This is a genomic window from Labilithrix sp. (genome assembly GCA_019637155.1).
In the GTDB taxonomy this organism is placed as follows: Bacteria; Myxococcota_A; Polyangia; order Polyangiales; family Polyangiaceae; genus Labilithrix.
In genome coordinates, this window is sequence record JAHBWE010000007.1 from 434,154 (window position 1) to 453,693 (window position 19,540).

The window sequence follows — 19,540 nt, forward strand, 5'->3', positions numbered from 1 at the left end:
GGCGATCCGGCGGCCCACGGCGGTCAACGCTACCAGCCGGCCGGCTGAGGTGAGAACGAATGTTGACACCTTCCGAAGCGGGCGATTACCGTCGCTTTCTCGGAAAAACGGGGCCCCACGTACGCGTGGGGACAGGACCAGTCTGGCCCCAAACGAGTCGCGGGGCACGGGAGAGCTCGCCATGAAGATGCGTAACGCCGCGCTGTCGATGTCGCTGTCGCTCCTCTCGCACGCCTGCCGCGTGGGATTGCCGGTCGCCGTCGCAGCGAGCTGCATGGTCGCCTGCGACGACGAGAACGATCCGAAGACATGGGTGAAACGCCTCGACGACGCCGCCCAGCGCGGCGCCGCGATCAAGCGCCTCGACGAGATGTTCAACGGAGCGATGAGCTCCGCGAACAGCAACCGCGAAGACCCGAAGGTCAAGGGCATCATCGACGACGCCGCCGAGCCCCTCACGAAGGTCTACACGACGCAGCAGCTCGACGAGAAGACGCGGAAGGACGTCATGAAGCTGATCGCCGACATGGGCGATCCGCGCGGGACGCCCGCGTTCGCGAAGGCCTTCAAGGACTACGAGCCAGGCAAGAACGACGAAGACGTGAAATTCGCGGCGCAGGGCACCGCGCGCCTCTCCACCCAGAACAAGCTGACCGACCAGGGGCTCATCGACGCGCTCTGGGACTGCTTCTCCAAGTTCAAGCTGTCGCAGGCGAAATCGTCGAACCTCTACCTCGACCTCCAGATGGCGGTGAAGACCGTCAAGCACCCGACGTGGGGTCCGAAGGCCGTCGCCCTCCTCTCGACGCCGATCCCGACGCCGGTCACGCCCGACATCTCGAAGGACTACATCATCTTCTGGCAGCAGACGGCCGCGCAGCTCCTCGGCGAGCTGAAGTTCACCGGCGCGGTCGGCCCCCTCGTGAAGGCGCTCATGACGCCGACGAAGGCGGAGCTCAAGTTCCCGGTCCGCAACGCGCTCCACAAAATGGCGAAGGAGGCGGAGCCCGAGCTGATCAAGGCGCTCAAGGGCGAGGGCGACTACCAGAAGCTCGCCGAGGCCTACCCGGAGCGCAGCTACCTCCCGCTCATCGCCGAGCCGATCGCGTACATCGGCCGCCCGAGCGGCCTCGCCGCGATCATCGAGCAGCTCGCCGACACGAAGCTCACCCCGCAGAACCGCGTCGCCCTCACGTCGTACCTCACCTACTGGCCCGCCGACGCGAAGGTCATCAACGCCTACAAGGACTCGTACACGAAGGTCCCCGCCGACGTGCCGATCGCGGCGATGGGCGGCGGGAACGGCCACGCGATCCTCGTCGGCGCGGCGGCGCTGTTCTTCGACTCCTCGCTGACCGACTGGATCGTGAAGGAGTACACGAACGCGAAGGGCATGGCGGCCGACGAGATGCCCCGCTCCGCGCTGCCCGCGGCGATCAAGCTGATGACGGCCGAGCAGACCAAGATGGTCAACGACGCGGTCAACAAGATCTCCGGGCCCGCGTCGGAGAAGGAGATGTTCAAGAGCGCGAGCGCGATCCTCGACAAGTGCAAGAAGGACGACGCCTGCTACCTCTCCGTCCTCGACACGCCGGTCCCGTCGTCGCCGCTCTCGTCGAAGTACGGCCACATCAAGGCGGTGTGGATGGCGACGATGAACAAGGGCCCCGACACGAAGGCGAAGCTCCTCGAGCGCCTCGAGAAGGTGAAGGACGGTGACGTCCGCCTCTACATGATCGAGGCGATCGACATCCTCTCGCCGCAGGGCGACCCCGCCGCCGCCGACAAGCTCGACAAGATCGTCGAGACCGACTCGAAGGCGAAGGTCCCCGGCACCGACGAGATGTACCGCATCGCGCTCAAGCTGCGTTCGAAGGTGCCGTGATCCGGCTCGAGGTCACTCGCGGGCAGACCGAGGGCACGCTCGTCGAGCCGACGACGGACGTCGTGCGCATCGGTCGGGCCGAGGGGAACGACCTCGTCCTCGGAGACAGCCACGTCTCGAGCGAGCACGCGAAGGTCGTGTTCGCCGGGGCGCAGTACGTCCTCGTCGATCAGCGCTCCACCAACGGCACCGCCATCCTCCGCCGCGGCGAGCGCATCGCCCTCGACGACACGAACAACCGCGAGGCCCCGCTCGAGGACGAGGACGTCATCGAGCTCGGCTCGCAGGACCGCGTCGTCCACATCACCGTCTCGCTCCGCGAGGAGGCCGACACGGCGAAGGTCTTCGCGCTGAAGAAGATCGAGGAGCTCGTCCCGCGCGCGACGATCCTCGAGAAGGACGAGAGCCGGCTCCGCGTCCTCTACGACGTGCTCAAGCGCATCGGCGGCGCGCAGGACCTCTCCGAGGTGCTCGTCGCGATCTGCGAGTCGAGCTTCACCCTCGTCCCGCTCGCCACCCACGTCACGATCATCCTGCGCGACGACGACGAGGAGCACACCCCGGTCTCGGCGAAGGCGGCCGCGAGCGCTTCCGGCTACGTCCCGGTGATGACGCGCGTGCGCGGCCAGGAGGCCCCGCCCTCGCAGGCGATCCCGATCACGCGCTCCGTCTTCCGCAAGGTCGTGAGCGAGCGCGCCGCCGTCGTCGCGGCCGACGCCCCGCGCGACGTCGGGCAGAGCGAGTCGCTCATGGGCGCGCAGATCCGCTCCACGCTCGGCATCCCGCTCTGGAAGGGCGAGGAGATCCTCGGCGTCATCCAGGTCGACAACCGCGACGCCGGCGTCCTCACCGCGAGCGACCTCGACATCATGGCGGTGCTCGCGCAGAACGCCTCGCTCGCGGTCGCGAACGCGCGCGTCGCGAAGCGCCTCCGCGCGGCCGAGGACCGGCTCAAGAAGGAGAACGCCTTCCTCAAGGGCAAGGAGCAAGAGCGGCGCACCGGCGCGAAGAAGGACGGCGCGCCCGAGATCATCGGCAACAGCTCGCCGATGAAGCACCTCCTCGGGCAGCTCGAGAAGGTCGTGAACACGCGCGTCACCGTCCTCATCGAGGGCGAGACCGGCGCGGGCAAGGAGCTCGTCGCGGCGAGCGTGCACTACCGCTCGAACCGGCGCGATCGCCTCTTCGTCGGGCAGAACTGCGCCGCGATGCCGGAGACGCTCCTCGAGAGCGAGCTCTTCGGCCACAAGAAGGGCGCGTTCACCGGCGCGCACGAGGACAAGCGCGGCCTCTTCGAGGTCGCCGACGGCGGCACGCTCTTCCTCGACGAGGTGACGGAGATGCCGCTCTCGCTCCAGTCGAAGCTCCTTCGCGTCCTGCAAGAAGGAGAGATCCGCCCCATCGGCGCGACGCAGGAGAAGAAGGTCAACGTCCGCATCGTCGCCGCGACGAACCGGAACCTCGAGAAGGAGGTCGCCGAGGGCCGCTTCCGCGAGGACCTCTACTACCGGCTCAAGGTCTTCCCCCTCCGCGTGCCGCCGCTCCGCGAGCGCCGCGAGGACATCCCGCTCATCGCGACGCACTTCCTCACCCGCTTCTCGCACGAGTTCGGCAAGCCCTCGGGCGGGTTCTCGCAGCAGGCGATGGAGCTCCTCCAGGGCTACGACTGGCCCGGCAACGTGCGCGAGCTGCAGAACGAGATCCAGCGCCTCGTCATCCAGGTCGACCCCGGCGGCTTCGTCACGCCGGAGATGCTCTCGCCGCGCGTGCGCCAGGTCGAGGGCATGATCGAGCGCGTACGCCCGACCAAGGGCACGCTCAAGGAGATGATGGACCAGGTCGAGCGCTGGCTCCTGATCGAGGCCCTCCGCGAGCACGGCAACAACAAGACCGCCGCCGCGAAGTCCCTCGGCATCACGCGCGAAGGCCTCCACAAGAAGCTCCGCTCGTTCGGGCTCTGACCGTTTCAGCCGCTCTCGTCCGCGAGCGGCGCCGGCGAGCTGCGCTGGTGCTTGTAGATCTTGATCCGAAGCGTAACGAGGTACGTCACGCCGCACGCGACGATCGCGGGCGGACCGAACGCCTTGCCGAACACCTCGAAGACCAGCGCGATCGCGGCGAGCGGCACGCCGACGACGGCGACGAGCGACGAGCCGATGCCGACGACGGCGAAGAGCGCCGGATCGAGGTGTGGCCCGCCGAGGAGGTTCAAGAGCTTCGCGACGAGCGCGCCGGCGACGCCGCCGAGGAACATCGACGGGATCAACATCCCGGCGGAGCCGCGCCCGACCATCGTGAGCCCCGTCGTGACGACTTTGCCGAGGAGGATGAGCGCGACGAGCCACCAGGCGCCGAGCTCCTCCTTGTCGAGGAGGATGTCCGCGAGCGTCTCCTCGCCGATGCCGAGGATGTGCTTCGGGGCGAGCCCCGCCACCTTGAAGAGCACGAGCGCGATCGCGCCGGCGGCGACCGCGCACACGACGGCGTGCCACGCGGGGCGGAGCCGGCCGACGAGCGCCTGCAGTCGCGCCATCGTCATGCCGAAGCCGAGCGCCACCGGGACGGAGACCGCGACCGCCACGAGCGCAGACGCTCCCAGCTCCCCCGCCGAGTACGTCGGCGAGTGCGTCGGCCCGATGAAGAGCGGCTCGTAGCGTCCCTTCAGCCAGTTGTTGAGCCACCAGCACACGACGCCCGCCCACAGCGCGTACGCGAGCTTGCGATAGATGATGCGATCGCCGTAGGCGACCTCGGTCGCGAAGAGCGCCCCCGTGAACGGCGCGCCGAGGAGGGTGGCGACCGCGGCGGAGATCCCGGCGAGCTGGTACGTCCGGAGCTCGTACTCGGAGCGGATCCGGAAGACGCGCGCGAAGCCGGCGGAGATGGACTCGGACACCATCACGAGCGGCGCCTCCAGCCCGCCGGACGCGCCCGAGCCGAGCGTCAGGAACGTCGCGAGGAACTTGCGCGCGGCGAGGACGAAGGCTGGACGCTCGTAGCGAGGTTGCGGGTCGTCGCCCTCGTACTCGTAGGTGACGTGATAGTTCGCGAGCGCGGTCTCCATCCCGTCGCCGGCGACGGCGCGCCATTCCTCGCGTCGCATGAGCAGGCCGCGCACGAGCGCGCCGGCGACGAGCGCGACCACGAGCGTCGCGGCGCCGGCGAGCGTGCCCTCCTCGGACGCGTGCATCAGCGGCGCGAGGACGGCGTGAACGAGCTGCCGGAGCGCGGTGCACGCTCCCCACACCACGCCGGCGAGGAGCGTCACGAGCACGACGACGCGCGCGATGTGATCCCAGGAGTCGTGAAGCGCGCGACCTTCCTCGTCCAGCTTCTCGAAGTGATTGCTACCCATGGCTCGCCCCACGGTAGCGCACGCGTGTGCCGAGGTCGCTCAGCGAAAGTACGGGAACGCGAGCTGCAGGTACTGCGGGGCGGCGAGGGTCGGGTGGTGGTTCTCGTAGACGAACGTGCCGCCGAGCGGCGGCACCCACTGCTGCGGGTGCCCGACCATCGCGCCGACGCCGCATTGTCCGCAGCGCACCTGCCAGCACTCGCCGTAGACCGGGAACGAGTACGGCGTCGCCGGCGCCATGCCGGTCCCCTTCGTCCGCCAGATCCGGAACGTGAGCTGCCAGCAGTCGACGTGACACGTCTGGCAGCGCGCGCCCCAGTACCCGATGCGCTGCTCCCACGCGCGCATCTCTTCGTGGAGCAGCAAGTACCAGAGCATCGGATCGCGATCATACGCGATACCCTGCGCACGTGGACGAGACCGCACGCCTTCACGCGCGAATCGCCGAGCTCGAAGCCGAGAACCTCCGCCTCCGGCGCGGCGTCTTCGTGCCGAGCGGACCCACCGTCGCGACGCCGCCGGGGCTGACGCCGCTCTTCGCCGAGGCCGAGCGCGCGATCCGCGAGCTCTTCGGACGCATCGAGATCGATCCCGCCCGCGCGCACATCGCGGTCGGCGACGAGCGGTACCTGATGGTCCGCGCGTCCGCGTTCGCGATCGACTTCCTCGACACGCTCGTGCAGCTCTACGCCGACCGCGGCGAGCGCGAGGCCCTCGCCATCGCGCGCGGGTTCCTCTTCGACATCGCGCACACGATCGGCGTGCATGATGCGCGCGTCGTCCACGCCCAGCTCGGGGCGAAGGACCCGATCGCGAAGCTCTCCGCCGGCCCGGTGCGCTTCGCCTACGCGGGCTGGGCGTCGGTCGAGATCGACCCGCGGAGCAACCCGTCGCCGGACGAGGACTACTGCCTCGTCTTCGAGCACACCTACTCCTTCGAGGCGGCCGCGTTCGTGCGCGCGGGGCGGAGGTCCGAGGGCCCCGTCTGCATCATGAACGCGGGCTACTCCTCGGGCTGGTGCAAGGAGAGCTTCGGCGTCGACCTCACCACGCTGGAGGCGACCTGCAAGGCGCGCGGCGACGCGAGCTGCGCGTTCGTGATGGCGCCGCCGCACAAGGTCGCCGAGCGCGTGCGCGAGCACTTCGGCACCGAGCACGAGAGCCTCGCGTCGAAGGGCTTCGGCATCCCGACGTACTTCGAGCGCAAGCACGTGGAGGAGGAGCTCGTCCGCCGCGAGCGCCTCGCGACGGTGGGCCTCCTCGTCTCCGGCGTCGCGCACGAGGTGAACACCCCGCTCGGCGTCGCCGTCACCGCGAGCGGCGTCCTCGCGGAGGAGCTTACGTCGCTCCGGGCTCGGTTCGACGCCGGCGAGCTGACGAAGGGCGATCTCCGCGCGTTCTTCGAGCGCTCCGGTCAGGCCGGAGCGATGGTGAGCGCGAACCTCGAGCGCGCCGCGACCGAGATCGCGAAGTTCAAGCGCGTCTCGGTCGATCACGCGACGGAGGAGCGGCGCGCGATCGACGTCGGCGACTACGTCCGCCACACGCTGAAGAGCCTCCAGCCGATCGTGCGGAAGGGGAACCTCGCGCTCGACGTCGCGACGGAGGGCGACCTCTCGTGCCTGACGTTCCCCGGCGTGCTCGCTCAGATCGTGACGAACTTCATCACGAACTCGGCGGTGCACGCGTCGCGCGACGACGGCGCCGCGCTCCCGGTCCACCTCCGCATCGCGCGGCTCTCCGAGGGCCAGCTCGAGCTGACCTACGCCGACGAAGGGCGCGGCATGACCGAGGCGGTGCGGGCGCAGGCGTTCGCGCCGTTCTTCACGACGCGGCGCACGGGCGGCACCGGCCTCGGCCTCCACATCGTGCAGTCGCTCGTCGCCGACGTCCTCCGCGGACGCATCACGCTCACGAGCGCGCCCGATCGCGGGACCCGCTTCGTCGTGACGTTCCCGGTCAGCGCGGCGAGCGACGGCGCCTGACGAGACCGAACGCGAAGAGCACCATCGCCGCCGCCGTCGCGCCCGAGGCGTCGAAGGAGCCGCGCGTCGACGAGCAGCCACCGCGACCCGCGTACGGATCCGCGCGGTCGTAGTCGTCCTCGTCCTCCTCTTCCTCCTCCTCGACCACCTTCTTCTTCTTCTTTTTCTTCGACGGCTTCTCCGTGCCGTCGCTCGTCGTCGACTGCGTGTTCGTCGGCGCCGGCGTCGCGGCCGCGTCGTCGTCGTCCTCGCCCGCCTGCGAAGGCGCGGGGTCCGCCGGCGGAGCGGGGGCCGGAGCGCCGCCGGTGACGGTGACGTCCTTCGTCGAGAGCGTGGTGCCGTCGCCCGCGGTGCCGGTGCCGTTCGAGCCCATGCCGGCGGCGAAGAGCTTGAGCGGACCGCCCGTCGCCGGCGCGGTGACCTTGAACGTGAACGCGTACCTGCCGCCCGCGGTCGGCCGCCCGTTCGTGTGCGTGAGCTCGCCGCCGCCCTCCTGCAGGCCCGTCCCCGGGACGAGCGTCGCGCCGTCGGTGGCGGCGATGTTCGCGGCGGCGCGCGTGAGGTTGGTCGTGACCGTCAGCGTGTAGTCGCCGGTCGCGCCGGCCGCGAGCGTGTCCGGTCCCGTGATCGTCACCGTCGGCTTCGCCGCGTTCCCGCCGTGGCAGCCGGTGCAGGTCTGGCCCTGCTTGCCGCTGTAGCCGGTCGCTCCGTCGCCGTAGGCCGAGGCGGCGACGCTGACGGTGGAGATCGCGAGACCCACGGCGAGAGAGACGAGGAGGCGCACGCCCTACCTTGGAGCACCGTCCGTGCCGCGATCGCGGAATCCGTGCAGGGCGCATCGATCTTCCGAGCGCGGATCGCGCGTCCGCCGAGGGCGTCGTCGTCCGCCGTCGGTGCAGCGGCGTGAGGCCGAAACGTCTCGAATTGCCCGATGCGCGCACCGCGCCTGGGTGGTCTTTCACGAACCAGCTGCGGCCGGCGCGGGCTTCTTGCCGAGGCCGAAGCTCTTGATCTGGTACGAGAGCGTCGACGGCTTCACCCCCAGGAGATCGGCCGCGCCGCCCTCCCCCGCCACGCGGCCGTCGGCCTTCTCGAGCACCGCCTCGAGGTTCTTGCGCTCGAGCGCGCGCAGCTCCTCGGCGGTGAAGAAACCGCGCGCGGGGAAGAGGCCGTTCGGCGAGGGCTCCGCCGGCACCGACGAGGTCGCCTCCGGCGCGAGCGCGTCCGCGGCGGCGAGCTCCGGCAGCACGGTGTCGAGGCGGAGCACGCCGTCGACGGCGAGGATCGCCGCGCGCTCGACGACGTTCTGCAGCTCGCGCACGTTCCCGGGCCACGGGTAGCTCTCGACGAGGCGCACGTTCTCCGGCGACAGGCGCGTGAAGCGGCGTCCGAGCTTGTGGCACGCGCGCGAGAGGAAATGCTCGAAGAGCGGGACGACGTCCGAGCGGCGATCGCGGAGCGGCGGCACCGCGATCGGGAACACGCTGAGCCGGTAATAGAGGTCCGCGCGGAAGGTGCCGGCCTGCACCGCCGCCTTGAGGTCGCGGTTCGTCGCCGCGATGACGCGGACGTCGACCTTCTGCGAGCGCGTGTCGCCGACGCGCTCGACCTCGCGCTCCTGCAGCGCGCGCAATAGCTTGCTCTGCAGCTCGAGCGGGATCTCTCCGACCTCGTCGAGGAAGAGCGTCCCGCCGTCGGCGAGCTGGAAGCGGCCGACCCGATCGCGATGCGCGCCGGTGAACGAGCCCTTCACGTGGCCGAAGAACTCGCTCTCGAAGAGCTCACGCGGCACGCTCGCGCAGTTGACCTTCACGAGCGGGGCCGACGCGCGCCCGCTCTGCTCGTGGATCGCGCGCGCGACGAGCTCCTTGCCGACGCCGGACTCGCCCTCGACGAGCACGGTCGCGTCGGTGCGCGCGACCGCGATGAGCTGCTGCTGCATCGTCTGGAACGCGGCGCTCTCGCCGAGCAGCTCGCTGCCGCCCGCCTCCTTCACCTCTTCGCGGAGGTAGTCGCGCTCATGTTCGAGCGCGGACTTGAGGCGCGCGATCTCCTCGTATGCCACCTTCTGCTCGGCGTAGAGCCGCTCGAGCTCCTCGAGCTGCTGGTACGTGCGGAGCGCCGCGATCACGGTCGTGAAGAGCCGCGTCGACGTGAGCTCCGTCTTCGTCCGGTAGTCGCTGATGTCGTAATGACGAATGACCGCCGACTCGGGCGCCTGCCCCGGCTGCCCGGTGCGGAGGACGACGCGGACGCGCGCGTTCCCGAGCTGCTCGCGGATGTAGCGGACGAGCGAGAGCCCCGCGTCGTCGCTCTCCATGACCACGTCGAGGAGGACGAGCGCGGCGTCGGGGTGATCGTGGAGGAGGGCCTTCGCCTCGCTCGCGGAGTGGGCGCTGATGAAATCGAGCGCGCGCTCGGAGAACGAGACGCTGCGCAGGGCGAGGACGGTGACGTCGTGGACCTCCTGCTCGTCGTCGACGATGACGATCTTCCACGGCGCGCTGCCGGAGTCGGGCCCGCGGTCGCGCCGCGCGCTCCCGCGGACGCCGTCCGCGAACGGTGACTCGTGATCGTCGGCCAGGCGCCCCACGTATCCCGACCATGCCAGCTATTTCACCGTGCGTCGAGCAGTTGCTGGGCGGCGGCCTGGACGAGGTCGTCGTCGATCGGATGGGCGAGGAGCGCGCGGAGGAGCGCCTCCATCTCGCGCGGCGCGACGAAGCGATACGTCTTCACGACGTCGAGGACGTAGCGCACGTTCGACGGCAGGATCTTGCCGTCGTTCGCGATCGCGGCGAGCCGGAAGACGACAGATGCGTCGAGCTTGTGCGCGTCGAGCGATCTGATCGCGGCGTACTGCACGTCGCGATCGGGATCGGCGACGAGGCGGAGGAGCGCCTCGAGCGCGGCCGGGACGGGCGGGTGGTCGAGCGCGCCGGCGGCCGCGGCGCGCACGCGCGGATCGTCGCTCGCGGCGTACTTCGCGATCGTCGGCACCGCCGCGCTCGAGCGCGTGTTGCCGAGCGCGGTGAGGTAGTGCGCGGCCTCGTTCGGCGGCGCGGCGTGGAGCATCACCGTGAGGTCGTCGACGATCGCGCGCGCCGCCACTTCATCTTCGCTCTGCCCCGCGAGCGTGCCGAGCGTGTACGCGGAGGCGAGGCGCTCGTTCTTGTTCTTCGCCGCCGTCGCCTCCGCGTTCTTCGCCTTCATGAAGGAGATCGTCTCCTTGTCCGGGCTCGTCACGAAGCCGATGCGCTGGAGGAGCTGCGTGTAGCGGGGATCGCTCTTCGCCTGCTCGCTCGCGAGGAGCCGGCGGAGCACCTCTTGCGCCTCCTTCGTCGGCACGCTCGCGAGGAGGTCCATCACGAGGCCGCGGAGCTTGCCGCCCGGACGGCCGTTCTCGAAGACCTCGATCAGGTCGAAGGCGCGCTTGGGATCGAGCTCGAGGAGCGCGGTCGTGCGCCAGAGGAAGCGGTTGTGATCGGGGACGCGGCCGGCGTCGCCGTACGTGCTCAGCGTGTCGAGCGCCTCCGCCCACGAGAGCCCCGCCGCGCGCTGCTCGAGGATGCGGGCGTGGAGCGTGGTCGACTCCGGCATGTCGTCGAGCTTCCGCGTCGTGAAGGCGGAGAGGTCGGGATGACCGCGCTCGTCGGCGCGCGAGCCCTGCGCCTCGAGCTCGATTTCGGTCGTCGACTCGAGGAACGGACGATCTCCCGCGCGCGCGGTGAGGGTCTCCTCGCCGTGGATCCGCGCGAGCACGCCGGCCGCGATCGCGATCGACGCCGCGCCGCGCTCGTCGTGCTGGAAGGCGACGCCGCGCATCATCGCCGCGGCGCCGAGCGTGGTGTAGCGCGGGCGCGTACGCTCGATCGTGGCGCTCAGCTCGTCGTGGGCGCCGAAGCGGTAGAGGCTCTCGACCGTCCCTTGCGGCAAGGTCTCCGTCTCGACCCACGCGGTGGTGCCCGGCACCTCGACGAGGTGGACCTGCGTCTCCTGGACGAGCGCGCGCATCGCGTAGTCGAAGAGGCTCGCCCCGCCGGCCGGCGCGTGGACGGACACGACGCGGCCGAAGCGATCGACGCGCACGAGGAGCTCGCGGTCCTCGAACGCGGACGCGCAGCTCGCGTCTCCGAACACGGACTGACCGCCGATCGCGAAGTGACCCTTGCAGCGATGGAGCGAATAGCCGAGGAGCATCGCGCCGTCGGCCTCGCCGTAGGCGTGGATCTCGAGCGTGCCCTCGAGCGAGAGATCGCCCTCCACCGCCTCGCCCATCGCCGACGACGCGGCCATCGGGACCGTCTTGCTCCGGCTCTCGTAGCGGAGCGCGTACGCGTACGTCGTGTCGGGCGCGTAGCGGAACATGAGGAGATCGGCGCTCTCCGGCGCCTCCGCCGGCGCGGCGGTGGTGGTGGCCTTGCTCTTCGCCGCGTCGTCGTAGGTGAAGGCGAAGACGCCGGCGGCGAGGAGGAGGAAGCCGGCGAGCGCGGCGAGCTTCTTCTTCACTTGATCGTCCCCAGCGCGACGCCGAGGTCGTAGAGGTTCACGTCGTACTTCGCCTTGAAGATGTTCGTGTCCCAGGCGGGGCCCTCCCACGAGACGATCTCCTTCGAGCCGCGGATGCAGAGCGGGCACCAGCCGACCTCGCCGAAGACGTTGAGCGAGCCGGAGAGGGTGGAGACCTTCACGTCGAGGCGCGTGTCGGCGAAGAGGCCGAGCCGCTTCGGGTCGTGGAGCGGGAGGTCCGCCTTCTTGATCTCGACGCCGAAGCCGGCGCTGAACGGGAGCGCGGCGCGGACGATGTTGAGCTCGCCGCGGATGCCGACCCTCGCGACGAAGATGTCGATCCCGGCCTCGAGGTAGCCGTCGATCGACGCGTACGGCTCGGCGACGCCGGAGATGCGCGCGTACGGGCACTGCCCGAGGTTGTCGAACCCCTGCGCCTCCGCCTTGAGCCCGACGTCGATGCCGGCCTCGCCCGAGATCCCCGCCTCGAGCTTCACCGGGATGACGACGACGGTGAACCACGTGTTGACGAGCGGCACGTCGCGCTTGCCGGAGCCGACCGTCTTCGTGAGGTTCCACTCCCACTTCTGATCGAAGTCGGACCAGTCCTCGTCGATCTCGGGGTTGAACAGCTTGTAGCCGCCGACGTTCGCGTGGAGGTGCATCTTCCGCTCGGTGGTGGAGAGGCGCGCCTCCGCGTCGATGATGTCCCAGCGCTTGCCGAAGACGGTGACCCACGTGCTGAAGAGGCCGTGCGTGTCGAGGACGAACCGGCAGATGTCCTGCTGGTGATCGAACGTGAAGCCGAAGTCGTAGCTGTACCCCATGTTGAAGTACTCGCCGCCCATCTGCTCCTTGCGCGTGCGCGTGAGCCCCGGCTTCTTGAACGCGCCGGTGTCGGGGTCGACGAGGTCCTTGATCTTCTCGACGCGCGCCTTCGCGGCGGCGATCGCCTCGTCGTGCGCCTTCTGCTCGTGGTACGCGGCGGCCTTCGCGCGGCACACCGGGTACTGGGTCATCATGTCGTCGAGCTTCGCGGCGGTGATGGTGTCGCCCGACGTGATGCGGCACTTGAACTCATCGTAGGCCGGATCGTCGTCCTCGACGAACTCCTTGTCGACGTTCTTCGCGTTGGCGATCGAGCCCTTCGTGAAGGCCATGCACTGCTCGTAGGCGGCGTCCTGCTCGTCCGCGTACGTGTTGCGCACCGCGCGCGCGAAGAGCTTCGGCGACCAATCGCACGCGGTGTAGCTGTTAGGGGCTGCGTCGAAGCAGCCCTCCTCGTCGGCGCGCTCCATGATCTCGATCATGTCGGCGAGCACCGCGCGGCGGAGCACCGTCTCCGGCTTCTCGATCGCGAGGTTGCCCGCCGCCGCCGGCGTCGGCCCCGGCTTCTTCGGCGGCGGCGCCTTCGCGAGCGGCTTGTCGCCGCCGCCGAGGCCCGCGGCCTGGAGCGAGCCGATGCTCGGCGGCGTGTTCGGCGGCGGCGCGGTGTGGCCGCCGTAGCTCTTGTCGAGCTCGAACGGCGACCAGCCGCTGCCGGCGAAGCGCAGGTCGAGGCTCGCCCAGCGATCGACCTGCGCGAGGAAGCGGAGCTGGAGGTCGTAGAGCTCGTCGAGCTCCTTCGCGAGGCGCTTCCGCTTCTGGTCCTTCGGCGGCGGTCCCGGGATCGCGCCGAACGTCGACTTGAGCTGCTCGCTCGGATCGGGCTCCACCGGCGCGAGCGACAGCCCCAGCGGCGGGCTCGCGGGCGGGATGAAGAGGAGCGCCTGCGCGAGCTGCTTGTGCGCCGACCACGTGTTCGGGACGTTCTTGTTCGTGTACGTCTTCGCGAGGAGCGAGCTCGCGCCTGCCTTTCCGAGCGACAGGAGCAGGTTCGGCGCGGCCGGCACCGGCTCCTTCCCTTTCGGCGCCGGGTTCGACGGGATGTTGAAGAACACGTTCCGCGCGCGCTGCCCCTGCATCATCGCGCCGAAGGGTCGCTTGTCCCTCCCCCTCAGCGTCGCGTCGTTCAGGTGACGCGTGCCGATCGACGCGGGATCGCCGCCGGAGCCGAACGCGACCTGGAGCGTCTTCACGTGATCGCGCCGGTCGCCGACGCGGCGGCTGAACTCGGCGACGTCGTAGTACTTCTCGAACGCGTACTCGTCGCAGCTCTCGACGGCGTTCTTGTTCGCCTCCCACTGCGCGTACTGGTTGACGCCGAACACGGCGCCGTTGACGCCGTAGTCCTGGGCCGCCTGTTTGCTCGTGTACGAGTAGAGATCGGGCTCGTACTTCGCGGGGCCGGACGCGGACGGATCTTTGATGACCTTGCCGACGCCCTCGGGCGCCATGCTCTTCGGTACGGTGTCGTAGGTCTCGCCGCGCGCGGTCCTCTCCTTCTCCATCTCGCCCTTGAGGCGCGACGTGCACGTCCACTGGTTCTTGCGCTGGAGCTGACCGCAGCGATCGAATTCGAGGTACTGCGGGTCCTTGCACTGTGCAAGGGTCGGGATCGGACAATTCGCGGCCTGCTCGGGCGAGACGGCGAGCTTGGCGGGGCCCTGCGGCTTCGCGACGGCCGCGGCGGCGGAGAGGAGCGTGAGGGTCGTGACGGCGACGATGCGCTGGGTCTTCATCGGCTTCCTCGCTGTCAGTTGGGGACGCAGACCTTGACCGCGCGCACGCACTCGGGGCCGCGCCCGAGGTCGACGCAGCGCTTGAAGTCGGCGCCGCAGCCCGCGAGGTCCGCCTCCGTGCACGCGATCGCGCGCGGCTCGTTCTCGGCGAGCCAGAGCTCCGGCGCCGCCGGCGCCTTGCAGATCGCGCCGTCGCCGCACGAGCCTTCGGGCGCGGGTCCCCCCGCTGCGGGAGCGTCCATCACCGCGCTGTCGCAGAACGCGGTGCAGACGCCGATCTCGGGCGTGCCGGCGAAGTGCTCGACGCAGTCGACGCGCGCCGGGTTCGCGAGCGGCGCCGCCGAGGCGAGACCGCACTTGCCGGCGCCGCGCGTCGGACGCGCGCGATCGCAGAGCAGCGTGTCCGGCACGGCGCTGCCGTCGAACTTGTAGAGCGGCGTGACGGGCGCGCACTGGCCGTAGGGCCGCGTGCAGCGCATCACCTCGCCGGCGGGGCTCGGCACCGGGTTGCAGCGGTAGCCGTTCGCGACGGTGCAGTCGGTCGACTCGGTCGCGGCCGTGCACGCGGTCGGGCTCTCGATCTCCGCTGGTCCGTCGGCGATCGCGACGCAGCTCAGCCCCGCGGCGCACGAGCCCTGGCCCTTGCCGACCTCGGTCGCGGGACACGACGGCGCGCACGTCGAGATCGGCGCTCCGGTCGCGGACGTGAAGGTGGGGATGCACGTGTCGCCCGCGCCCGCGCAGCCGCTCCGCGCGGTGCAGCCCGCGCCCGTGGCGGGCACGTTCGCGCACGCGCCCGCGCCGCCGACGTCCTCGCAGTAGCGACCGGCGCCGCACGGACCCGCCGTCGACGCGAGGTCGCACGCCTCGAGGCAGAACGATCCGCGCGCGGTGGTCACGCACGTCGCGGGGGCGGCGCAGTCGTTCGCGGCGCCGGGCGTGCATGGCGCGAGCTCGCCGGCGGGCACGGGCTCGCTGCAGCCCTCGATGAGGAAGTGGCAATCGGCGGAGCAGCCGAGCGCGCCGATCGCGGTCGGGCTCACGAGCGCGCACGTCTTCCCGTTCAGGTTCGCGCCGTCGCAGTCCTCGCCCGGCTGCACGACGCCGTCACCGCACTTGCCGCCGCAGCCGGTCGTATCGAGCTTGCACTCCGCGTTGCACGCGAGCGTTCCGACCGCGAGCCCGAGCGCGTCGCACGTCGCGCCGCGGAGGTCGAAGCCCTCGCACTCTTCGCCGGGATCGAGCCGGCCGTCGCCGCACGCCGGCGCAGGCGCGGGCGTGGCGGCGCCGGGATCGTCCTCGCCGCACGCCACCGCGGCGACGAGGAGGAGGACGGACACGGGAGCGAGGACACGTGGAGCCAGGTCGAGCATGCGGCCGCCCGACCGAGCACAGCCGGTGCCACGACTATCCCGGCCAAGATTCAGTAGTTAGCTACTCTCGAGTTTTCGCGAGTCGCGAGTTCTTGCGACCGCGCTCACGAAAATTCGTGTCCCGCGATCACCTCGTCGATCTCGTCGAGGAAGAGGCCGTGCTCGAGCACGCCGGGGATGGCGCGGAGGCGCTCCGCGAGGGCCGGCGGATCGTCGATCGCGCCGAACGGGAGGTCGAAGACGACGTTGCCTTGATCGGTCGTGAACGCCGGCCGCAGCACCGGCTCGACGCCGAGCGCCCGCACGCGCTCGCGCACGAAGGTCGTCGCGAAGGGCACGACCTCGATCGGGAGCGGGAAACGTCCGAGCTTCTCGACGAGCTTCGACGAATCGACGACCGCGATCATCCGCGCGGCCGACGCGGCGACGACCTTCTCGCGAAAGAGCGCGCCGCCGCCGCCCTTGATCGCGCGACGCTGCGGGTCGATCTCGTCGGCGCCGTCGATCGCGATGTCGACGCTCGCGAGCGCGGAGAAGTCGAGGAGGTCGAGGCCCTCTTCGATCGCGAGGCGCTCCGTGCGGAGCGAGGTCGCGACCGTGCGGACGCGCAGGCCTTCGTCGCGGACCCGCGCCCCGAGCGCGCGAACGACGTGCGCGGCGGTCGTGCCGGTGCCGAGGCCGACGAGCATCCCGCTCCGGACCTCGGCGACCGCCCGCGCCGCGGCGTCGGCCTTCTCGCGATCGCGGGCGTCCATGCCCCTCGAGGGTACTCGAGATCGCAGAGGATTTCGGGGCGCGCGATTTTTCTCGTCGGACCGGGGAACCTTCGGCGCGCGCCGTCGTGAGAGGGGGCGATGATGGCCGCCGCGATGAGCATCGCCCCTCCGCGCGGCAAGAGCGTGGCGTCGCCGCCGCCGCCGCCGCCGGCGGACGCGGCGATGCTCGATCGCTGCCGGCGGCAGGACCCGATCGCGTTCCGCGCCTTCGTCGTTCGTCACGAGCGGATGGTGTTCGCGCTCCTCTCGCGCATGCTCGGTCATGGCCCCGAGGTGGAGGACCTCGCGCAAGAGACCTTCGTGCGGGCGTTCCGCGCGTTCCCTTCGTTCGATCCGAGCGGGCCGGCGAAGGTCTCGACGTGGCTGCTCACGATCGCGGTTCGGCTCGCGCTCGACTCTCGCAAGAAGCGGAGGCTCGACGCGGTGCCGCTCGATTCGTTTCCGAACGAGGAGGTCCCGAGCCTCCACACGCCGGAGCGCGCCCTCGAGCAGCGCCGCATCGGCGACGCGCTCGCCGCGGCGGCCGCGCAGCTGCCCGACGATCAGCGCGCCGCCCTCGTCCTCGCGGAGCTGCATGGTCTCTCCCTCGCCGAGATCGCCGGCGCGCTCGAGGTCCCGGAGAACACGGTAAAGACGAGGCTCTTCCGCGCACGCGAAAAGATGCGCGCGGCGCTCACGTCGCGCCTCGGCACGGACTGGAGGACGTCGTGACGGACGACAACGAAGAGCCGCTCGCCACCGACCTCGACCTCGACACGTGGGAGCCCCAAGCCCCGCCGCACGACTTCGCAGACCGCGTCCTCGCCGAGGTGCACCCCCTCGACGGCGCGACACGCAGCGTGGCCGAGCGCGGCCTCGCCGAGGTACAGCCGCCGCGCGACCTCGCCGAGCGCGGTCCCGCCGCGGTGCGGGCGCCGACGCGCGACGTCGCCGAGCGCAGTCTCGCCGCGGTGCGGGCGCCGACGCGGCGGCGCTGGCCGTATGTCGTGGTTGGAGGGATCGCGCTCGCGGCGGCGGTGCTCCTCGCGATCGGGGCGCGGCCTTCGCGTGGGGAGGCGATCGCGCGGGACCGCGTCGAGGTCCCGCTCGGTCGCCGCGCGCTCGCGGTGCTCGAGCCTGGCGCGAGCGTGCGCTGGGACGGCGACGACGTCGTGCAGTCGCAAGGAGATGTCTTCTATCGCGTCGAGCCCGGCGCGAGGTTCGTCGTGCATACCCCGGCCGGCGACGTCGAGGTGAGGGGCACTTGTTTTTCGGTGAAGGTGCGTGACATGCAAAAGCGAGATGTGAAGGTGGCGGCGACGACGGCAGCGCTCTCGGCGCTCGCGTTCGTGGCGGTGTACGAAGGCAAGGTCGCGATCTCCCACGCGGGCGAGCGCATGGAGCTGACGGCGGGCCAGACCGCGCAGGCAGGCGCGACCGGCGTCCGCCTCACGAGCGGCGACAGCCCGAGCGACATCGACCGCGCGCTCGCGAACGCGAACGCAGCCGACGACGATCCGCAGGTCTCTGCGAACAAGAACCTGGTGCGCCAGGTCGGCGAGTACCGTTCGCGCCTCGAGCTGCTCGCGACGGAGAAGTCGGAGCTCGAGACGAAGCTGCAACAGAGCGAGGCCGCGCTCGCGGCGGCGAAGGACGGCGCGCCCGTCACGCTGAAGCACAGCTTCGACCTCGACCACGACGAGTGGCGCGAGCTCGCGAAGGACGGAACGATCAAGTACCAGGTCCCCTGCATCGACGCGAAGGGCAACGGCTGGACCCCGAAGCCGGAGCGCCTCGACAAGCTAGGCCTCGCCCCGCACGACGGTCCGGCACTCAATGCAGCTTACAAGCATTCGAGCGAGCGGCTGTGGGCGACGATCAAGCCTCTCTGCGCCGCCGCGGTCGGCAGCGCCGAAGTCGCGACACGCATCGGCCCGGACACATGCACGCATCTCATCCTCGACACCGAGCTGGACAAGGATCCGGCGGCGACGCAGAAGGCCCGCGAGCTCGTCGGCGCCATCCGCGCCGGCGACGCGCCGATGCCGAAGCCGGACGCGGAGCTCCATCCGGTAACGAAGCTCTTCCTAGCGCTGACGGGCTCGTCCAAGGCGCTCGAGGACGACCTCGCGCAATCCTTCGGCCCCGAGGAGGCCCACCGCATCGTCTACGCCGACGGCATGTGCATGGGCCACCACACCTTCGGCGGCACCCGCCCAAAGTAACCCCCCCACGCCGCGGAACCCCGCTCAGGCCCCTCACGACAAGATGCGCTTCACGGCCCCCTCTCTCCCCCTCCGAAGTCGACATCTCCACTGAAGCGCTCCTCTCACGAGCGCCCCCAGCGCCGCGCGGTCTCTCCGCCGATTTCCGATCGGCGGGCTTCATTGAAGCAACAACGTCGCGCGCGAAGCTGGCATCCACGACATCGCTCTCCGCCGATACCAATCGGCGGCTCCATTGAAGCTGCCTCGAGGGCCGCGATGCGCGGGTCCACCTCGCGGCTCTCCACCGATACCGATCGGCGGCTCCGTGAGCTCGATCGTCTTCAAGTGCGAGTGGTGGGCAGGCGGCGTTCCTCTCCACGAATCGCACCGTGACTCGTCGAATCAGCCCGATACTTCCCACGGAGGTGGTGCTGAATGTCTGCACGACGGCTCGTTTCGTCGATGTGCAAAACCGTTGAGGAGCGCGAGTAGGAGCGAAATGCACGCGCGCCGTTCGTGGCGCTTGACGGAATTTGAAGGGACGAGCGCACGACGAGGCGAGGGGGCCATTCGATGGCCTCGCGCCGCGCGTGGCAGACGCGTGGTGCGTGTTTCGGAAGAGCGACGACTCGTTTCGGATCCAGGCCCGCGCGCAGGCGGTCTCGGGGCGCTGAAGAGGCTAAAAAATGGCGTGGTACACGACGTCATGCGCATCGATGACCTCACGAACGAACAGCTCCTGTCGGCGCTTCGGCGCGTCCTTGGTGATGAGCGTCGCGCCGTCGCGGAGACGATCTCGTACCTCATCGAAGTCGAAAAACGGCGGCTCCATCTCGAGCAAGCATGCTCG

13 protein-coding genes are annotated in these 19,540 nt (G+C 70.3%); 5 read left to right on the top strand and 8 right to left on the bottom strand.

The features are described from left to right. Window positions 1–181 precede the first annotated feature (181 nt). Window positions 182–1,885, top strand: coding sequence for a hypothetical protein (locus tag KF837_17675; protein MBX3229153.1), 1,704 nt, complete (start codon window positions 182–184; stop codon window positions 1,883–1,885). After that, on the top strand, window positions 1,882–3,846 hold the full coding sequence (locus tag KF837_17680; protein MBX3229154.1) for a sigma 54-interacting transcriptional regulator: 1,965 nt from the start codon (window positions 1,882–1,884) through the stop codon (window positions 3,844–3,846). The genes KF837_17675 and KF837_17680 overlap by 4 nt, the downstream gene beginning before the upstream one ends. A gap of 5 nt (window positions 3,847–3,851) precedes the next feature. On the opposite strand, the gene KF837_17685 is transcribed toward KF837_17680, so the two are convergent. Both KF837_17685 and KF837_17690 read right to left on the bottom strand, forming a co-directional pair. Then, window positions 3,852–5,240 carry a chloride channel protein gene (locus tag KF837_17685; protein ID MBX3229155.1) on the bottom strand — a complete coding sequence of 463 codons (1,389 nt, stop codon included), beginning with the start codon at window positions 5,238–5,240 and terminating at the stop codon, window positions 3,852–3,854. A gap of 39 nt (window positions 5,241–5,279) precedes the next feature. After that, on the bottom strand, window positions 5,280–5,618 hold the full coding sequence (locus KF837_17690; GenBank protein ID MBX3229156.1) for a hypothetical protein: 339 nt from the start codon (window positions 5,616–5,618) through the stop codon (window positions 5,280–5,282). Window positions 5,619–5,650: 32 nt separating this feature from the next. On the opposite strand from KF837_17690, the gene KF837_17695 reads away from it, so the two are divergent. Next, complete coding sequence (locus KF837_17695) at window positions 5,651–7,225, top strand: XylR N-terminal domain-containing protein (protein MBX3229157.1); 1,575 nt, start codon at window positions 5,651–5,653, stop codon at window positions 7,223–7,225. Here KF837_17695 and KF837_17700 read toward each other — a convergent pair. The 6 genes from KF837_17700 to rpiA form a co-directional block, all read right to left on the bottom strand. After that, the gene (locus tag KF837_17700; protein MBX3229158.1) at window positions 7,200–8,009 is read right to left on the bottom strand and encodes a hypothetical protein; all 810 of its coding nucleotides are present in this window, start codon (window positions 8,007–8,009) and stop codon (window positions 7,200–7,202) included. The two genes, KF837_17695 and KF837_17700, sit on opposite strands and share 26 nt — an antisense overlap. A gap of 174 nt (window positions 8,010–8,183) precedes the next feature. After that, window positions 8,184–9,545, bottom strand: coding sequence for a sigma 54-interacting transcriptional regulator (locus KF837_17705; protein ID MBX3229159.1), 1,362 nt, complete (start codon window positions 9,543–9,545; stop codon window positions 8,184–8,186). A gap of 296 nt (window positions 9,546–9,841) precedes the next feature. Then, window positions 9,842–11,734: a HEAT repeat domain-containing protein gene (locus tag KF837_17710; GenBank protein ID MBX3229160.1), complete on the bottom strand. Its 1,893-nt coding sequence runs from the start codon at window positions 11,732–11,734 to the stop codon at window positions 9,842–9,844. After that, the gene (locus KF837_17715; protein ID MBX3229161.1) at window positions 11,731–14,355 is read right to left on the bottom strand and encodes a hypothetical protein; all 2,625 of its coding nucleotides are present in this window, start codon (window positions 14,353–14,355) and stop codon (window positions 11,731–11,733) included. The genes KF837_17710 and KF837_17715 overlap by 4 nt, the downstream gene beginning before the upstream one ends. A 14-nt stretch (window positions 14,356–14,369) precedes the next feature. Next, window positions 14,370–15,695 carry a hypothetical protein gene (locus tag KF837_17720; protein MBX3229162.1) on the bottom strand — a complete coding sequence of 442 codons (1,326 nt, stop codon included), beginning with the start codon at window positions 15,693–15,695 and terminating at the stop codon, window positions 14,370–14,372. 137 nt (window positions 15,696–15,832) lie between these two features. Further along, window positions 15,833–16,483, bottom strand: a complete 651-nt coding sequence (gene rpiA / locus KF837_17725) for a ribose-5-phosphate isomerase RpiA (protein ID MBX3229163.1) — start codon at window positions 16,481–16,483, stop codon at window positions 15,833–15,835. A 114-nt stretch (window positions 16,484–16,597) separates the two neighbouring features. Between rpiA and KF837_17730 the strand changes: the two genes are divergently transcribed. Together KF837_17730 and KF837_17735 are read left to right on the top strand one after the other, a co-directional pair. Further along, on the top strand, window positions 16,598–17,215 hold the full coding sequence (locus tag KF837_17730) for a sigma-70 family RNA polymerase sigma factor (GenBank protein ID MBX3229164.1): 618 nt from the start codon (window positions 16,598–16,600) through the stop codon (window positions 17,213–17,215). Then, on the top strand, window positions 17,212–18,708 hold the full coding sequence (locus tag KF837_17735) for a FecR domain-containing protein (protein ID MBX3229165.1): 1,497 nt from the start codon (window positions 17,212–17,214) through the stop codon (window positions 18,706–18,708). The genes KF837_17730 and KF837_17735 overlap by 4 nt, the downstream gene beginning before the upstream one ends. Window positions 18,709–19,540 lie beyond the last annotated feature (832 nt).

Coding starts and splice junctions, on each gene's coding strand:
- KF837_17705 (MBX3229159.1), bottom strand. CDS start 9,545: ATGGAGAGCGACGACGCGGGGCTCTCGCTCGTCCGCTACATCCGCGAG.
- KF837_17730 (MBX3229164.1), top strand. CDS start 16,598: ATGAGCATCGCCCCTCCGCGCGGCAAGAGCGTGGCGTCGCCGCCGCCG.
- KF837_17715 (MBX3229161.1), bottom strand. CDS start 14,355: ATGAAGACCCAGCGCATCGTCGCCGTCACGACCCTCACGCTCCTCTCC.
- KF837_17690 (MBX3229156.1), bottom strand. CDS start 5,618: ATGCTCTGGTACTTGCTGCTCCACGAAGAGATGCGCGCGTGGGAGCAG.
- KF837_17675 (MBX3229153.1), top strand. CDS start 182: ATGAAGATGCGTAACGCCGCGCTGTCGATGTCGCTGTCGCTCCTCTCG.
- KF837_17685 (MBX3229155.1), bottom strand. CDS start 5,240: ATGGGTAGCAATCACTTCGAGAAGCTGGACGAGGAAGGTCGCGCGCTT.
- rpiA (MBX3229163.1), bottom strand. CDS start 16,483: ATGGACGCCCGCGATCGCGAGAAGGCCGACGCCGCGGCGCGGGCGGTC.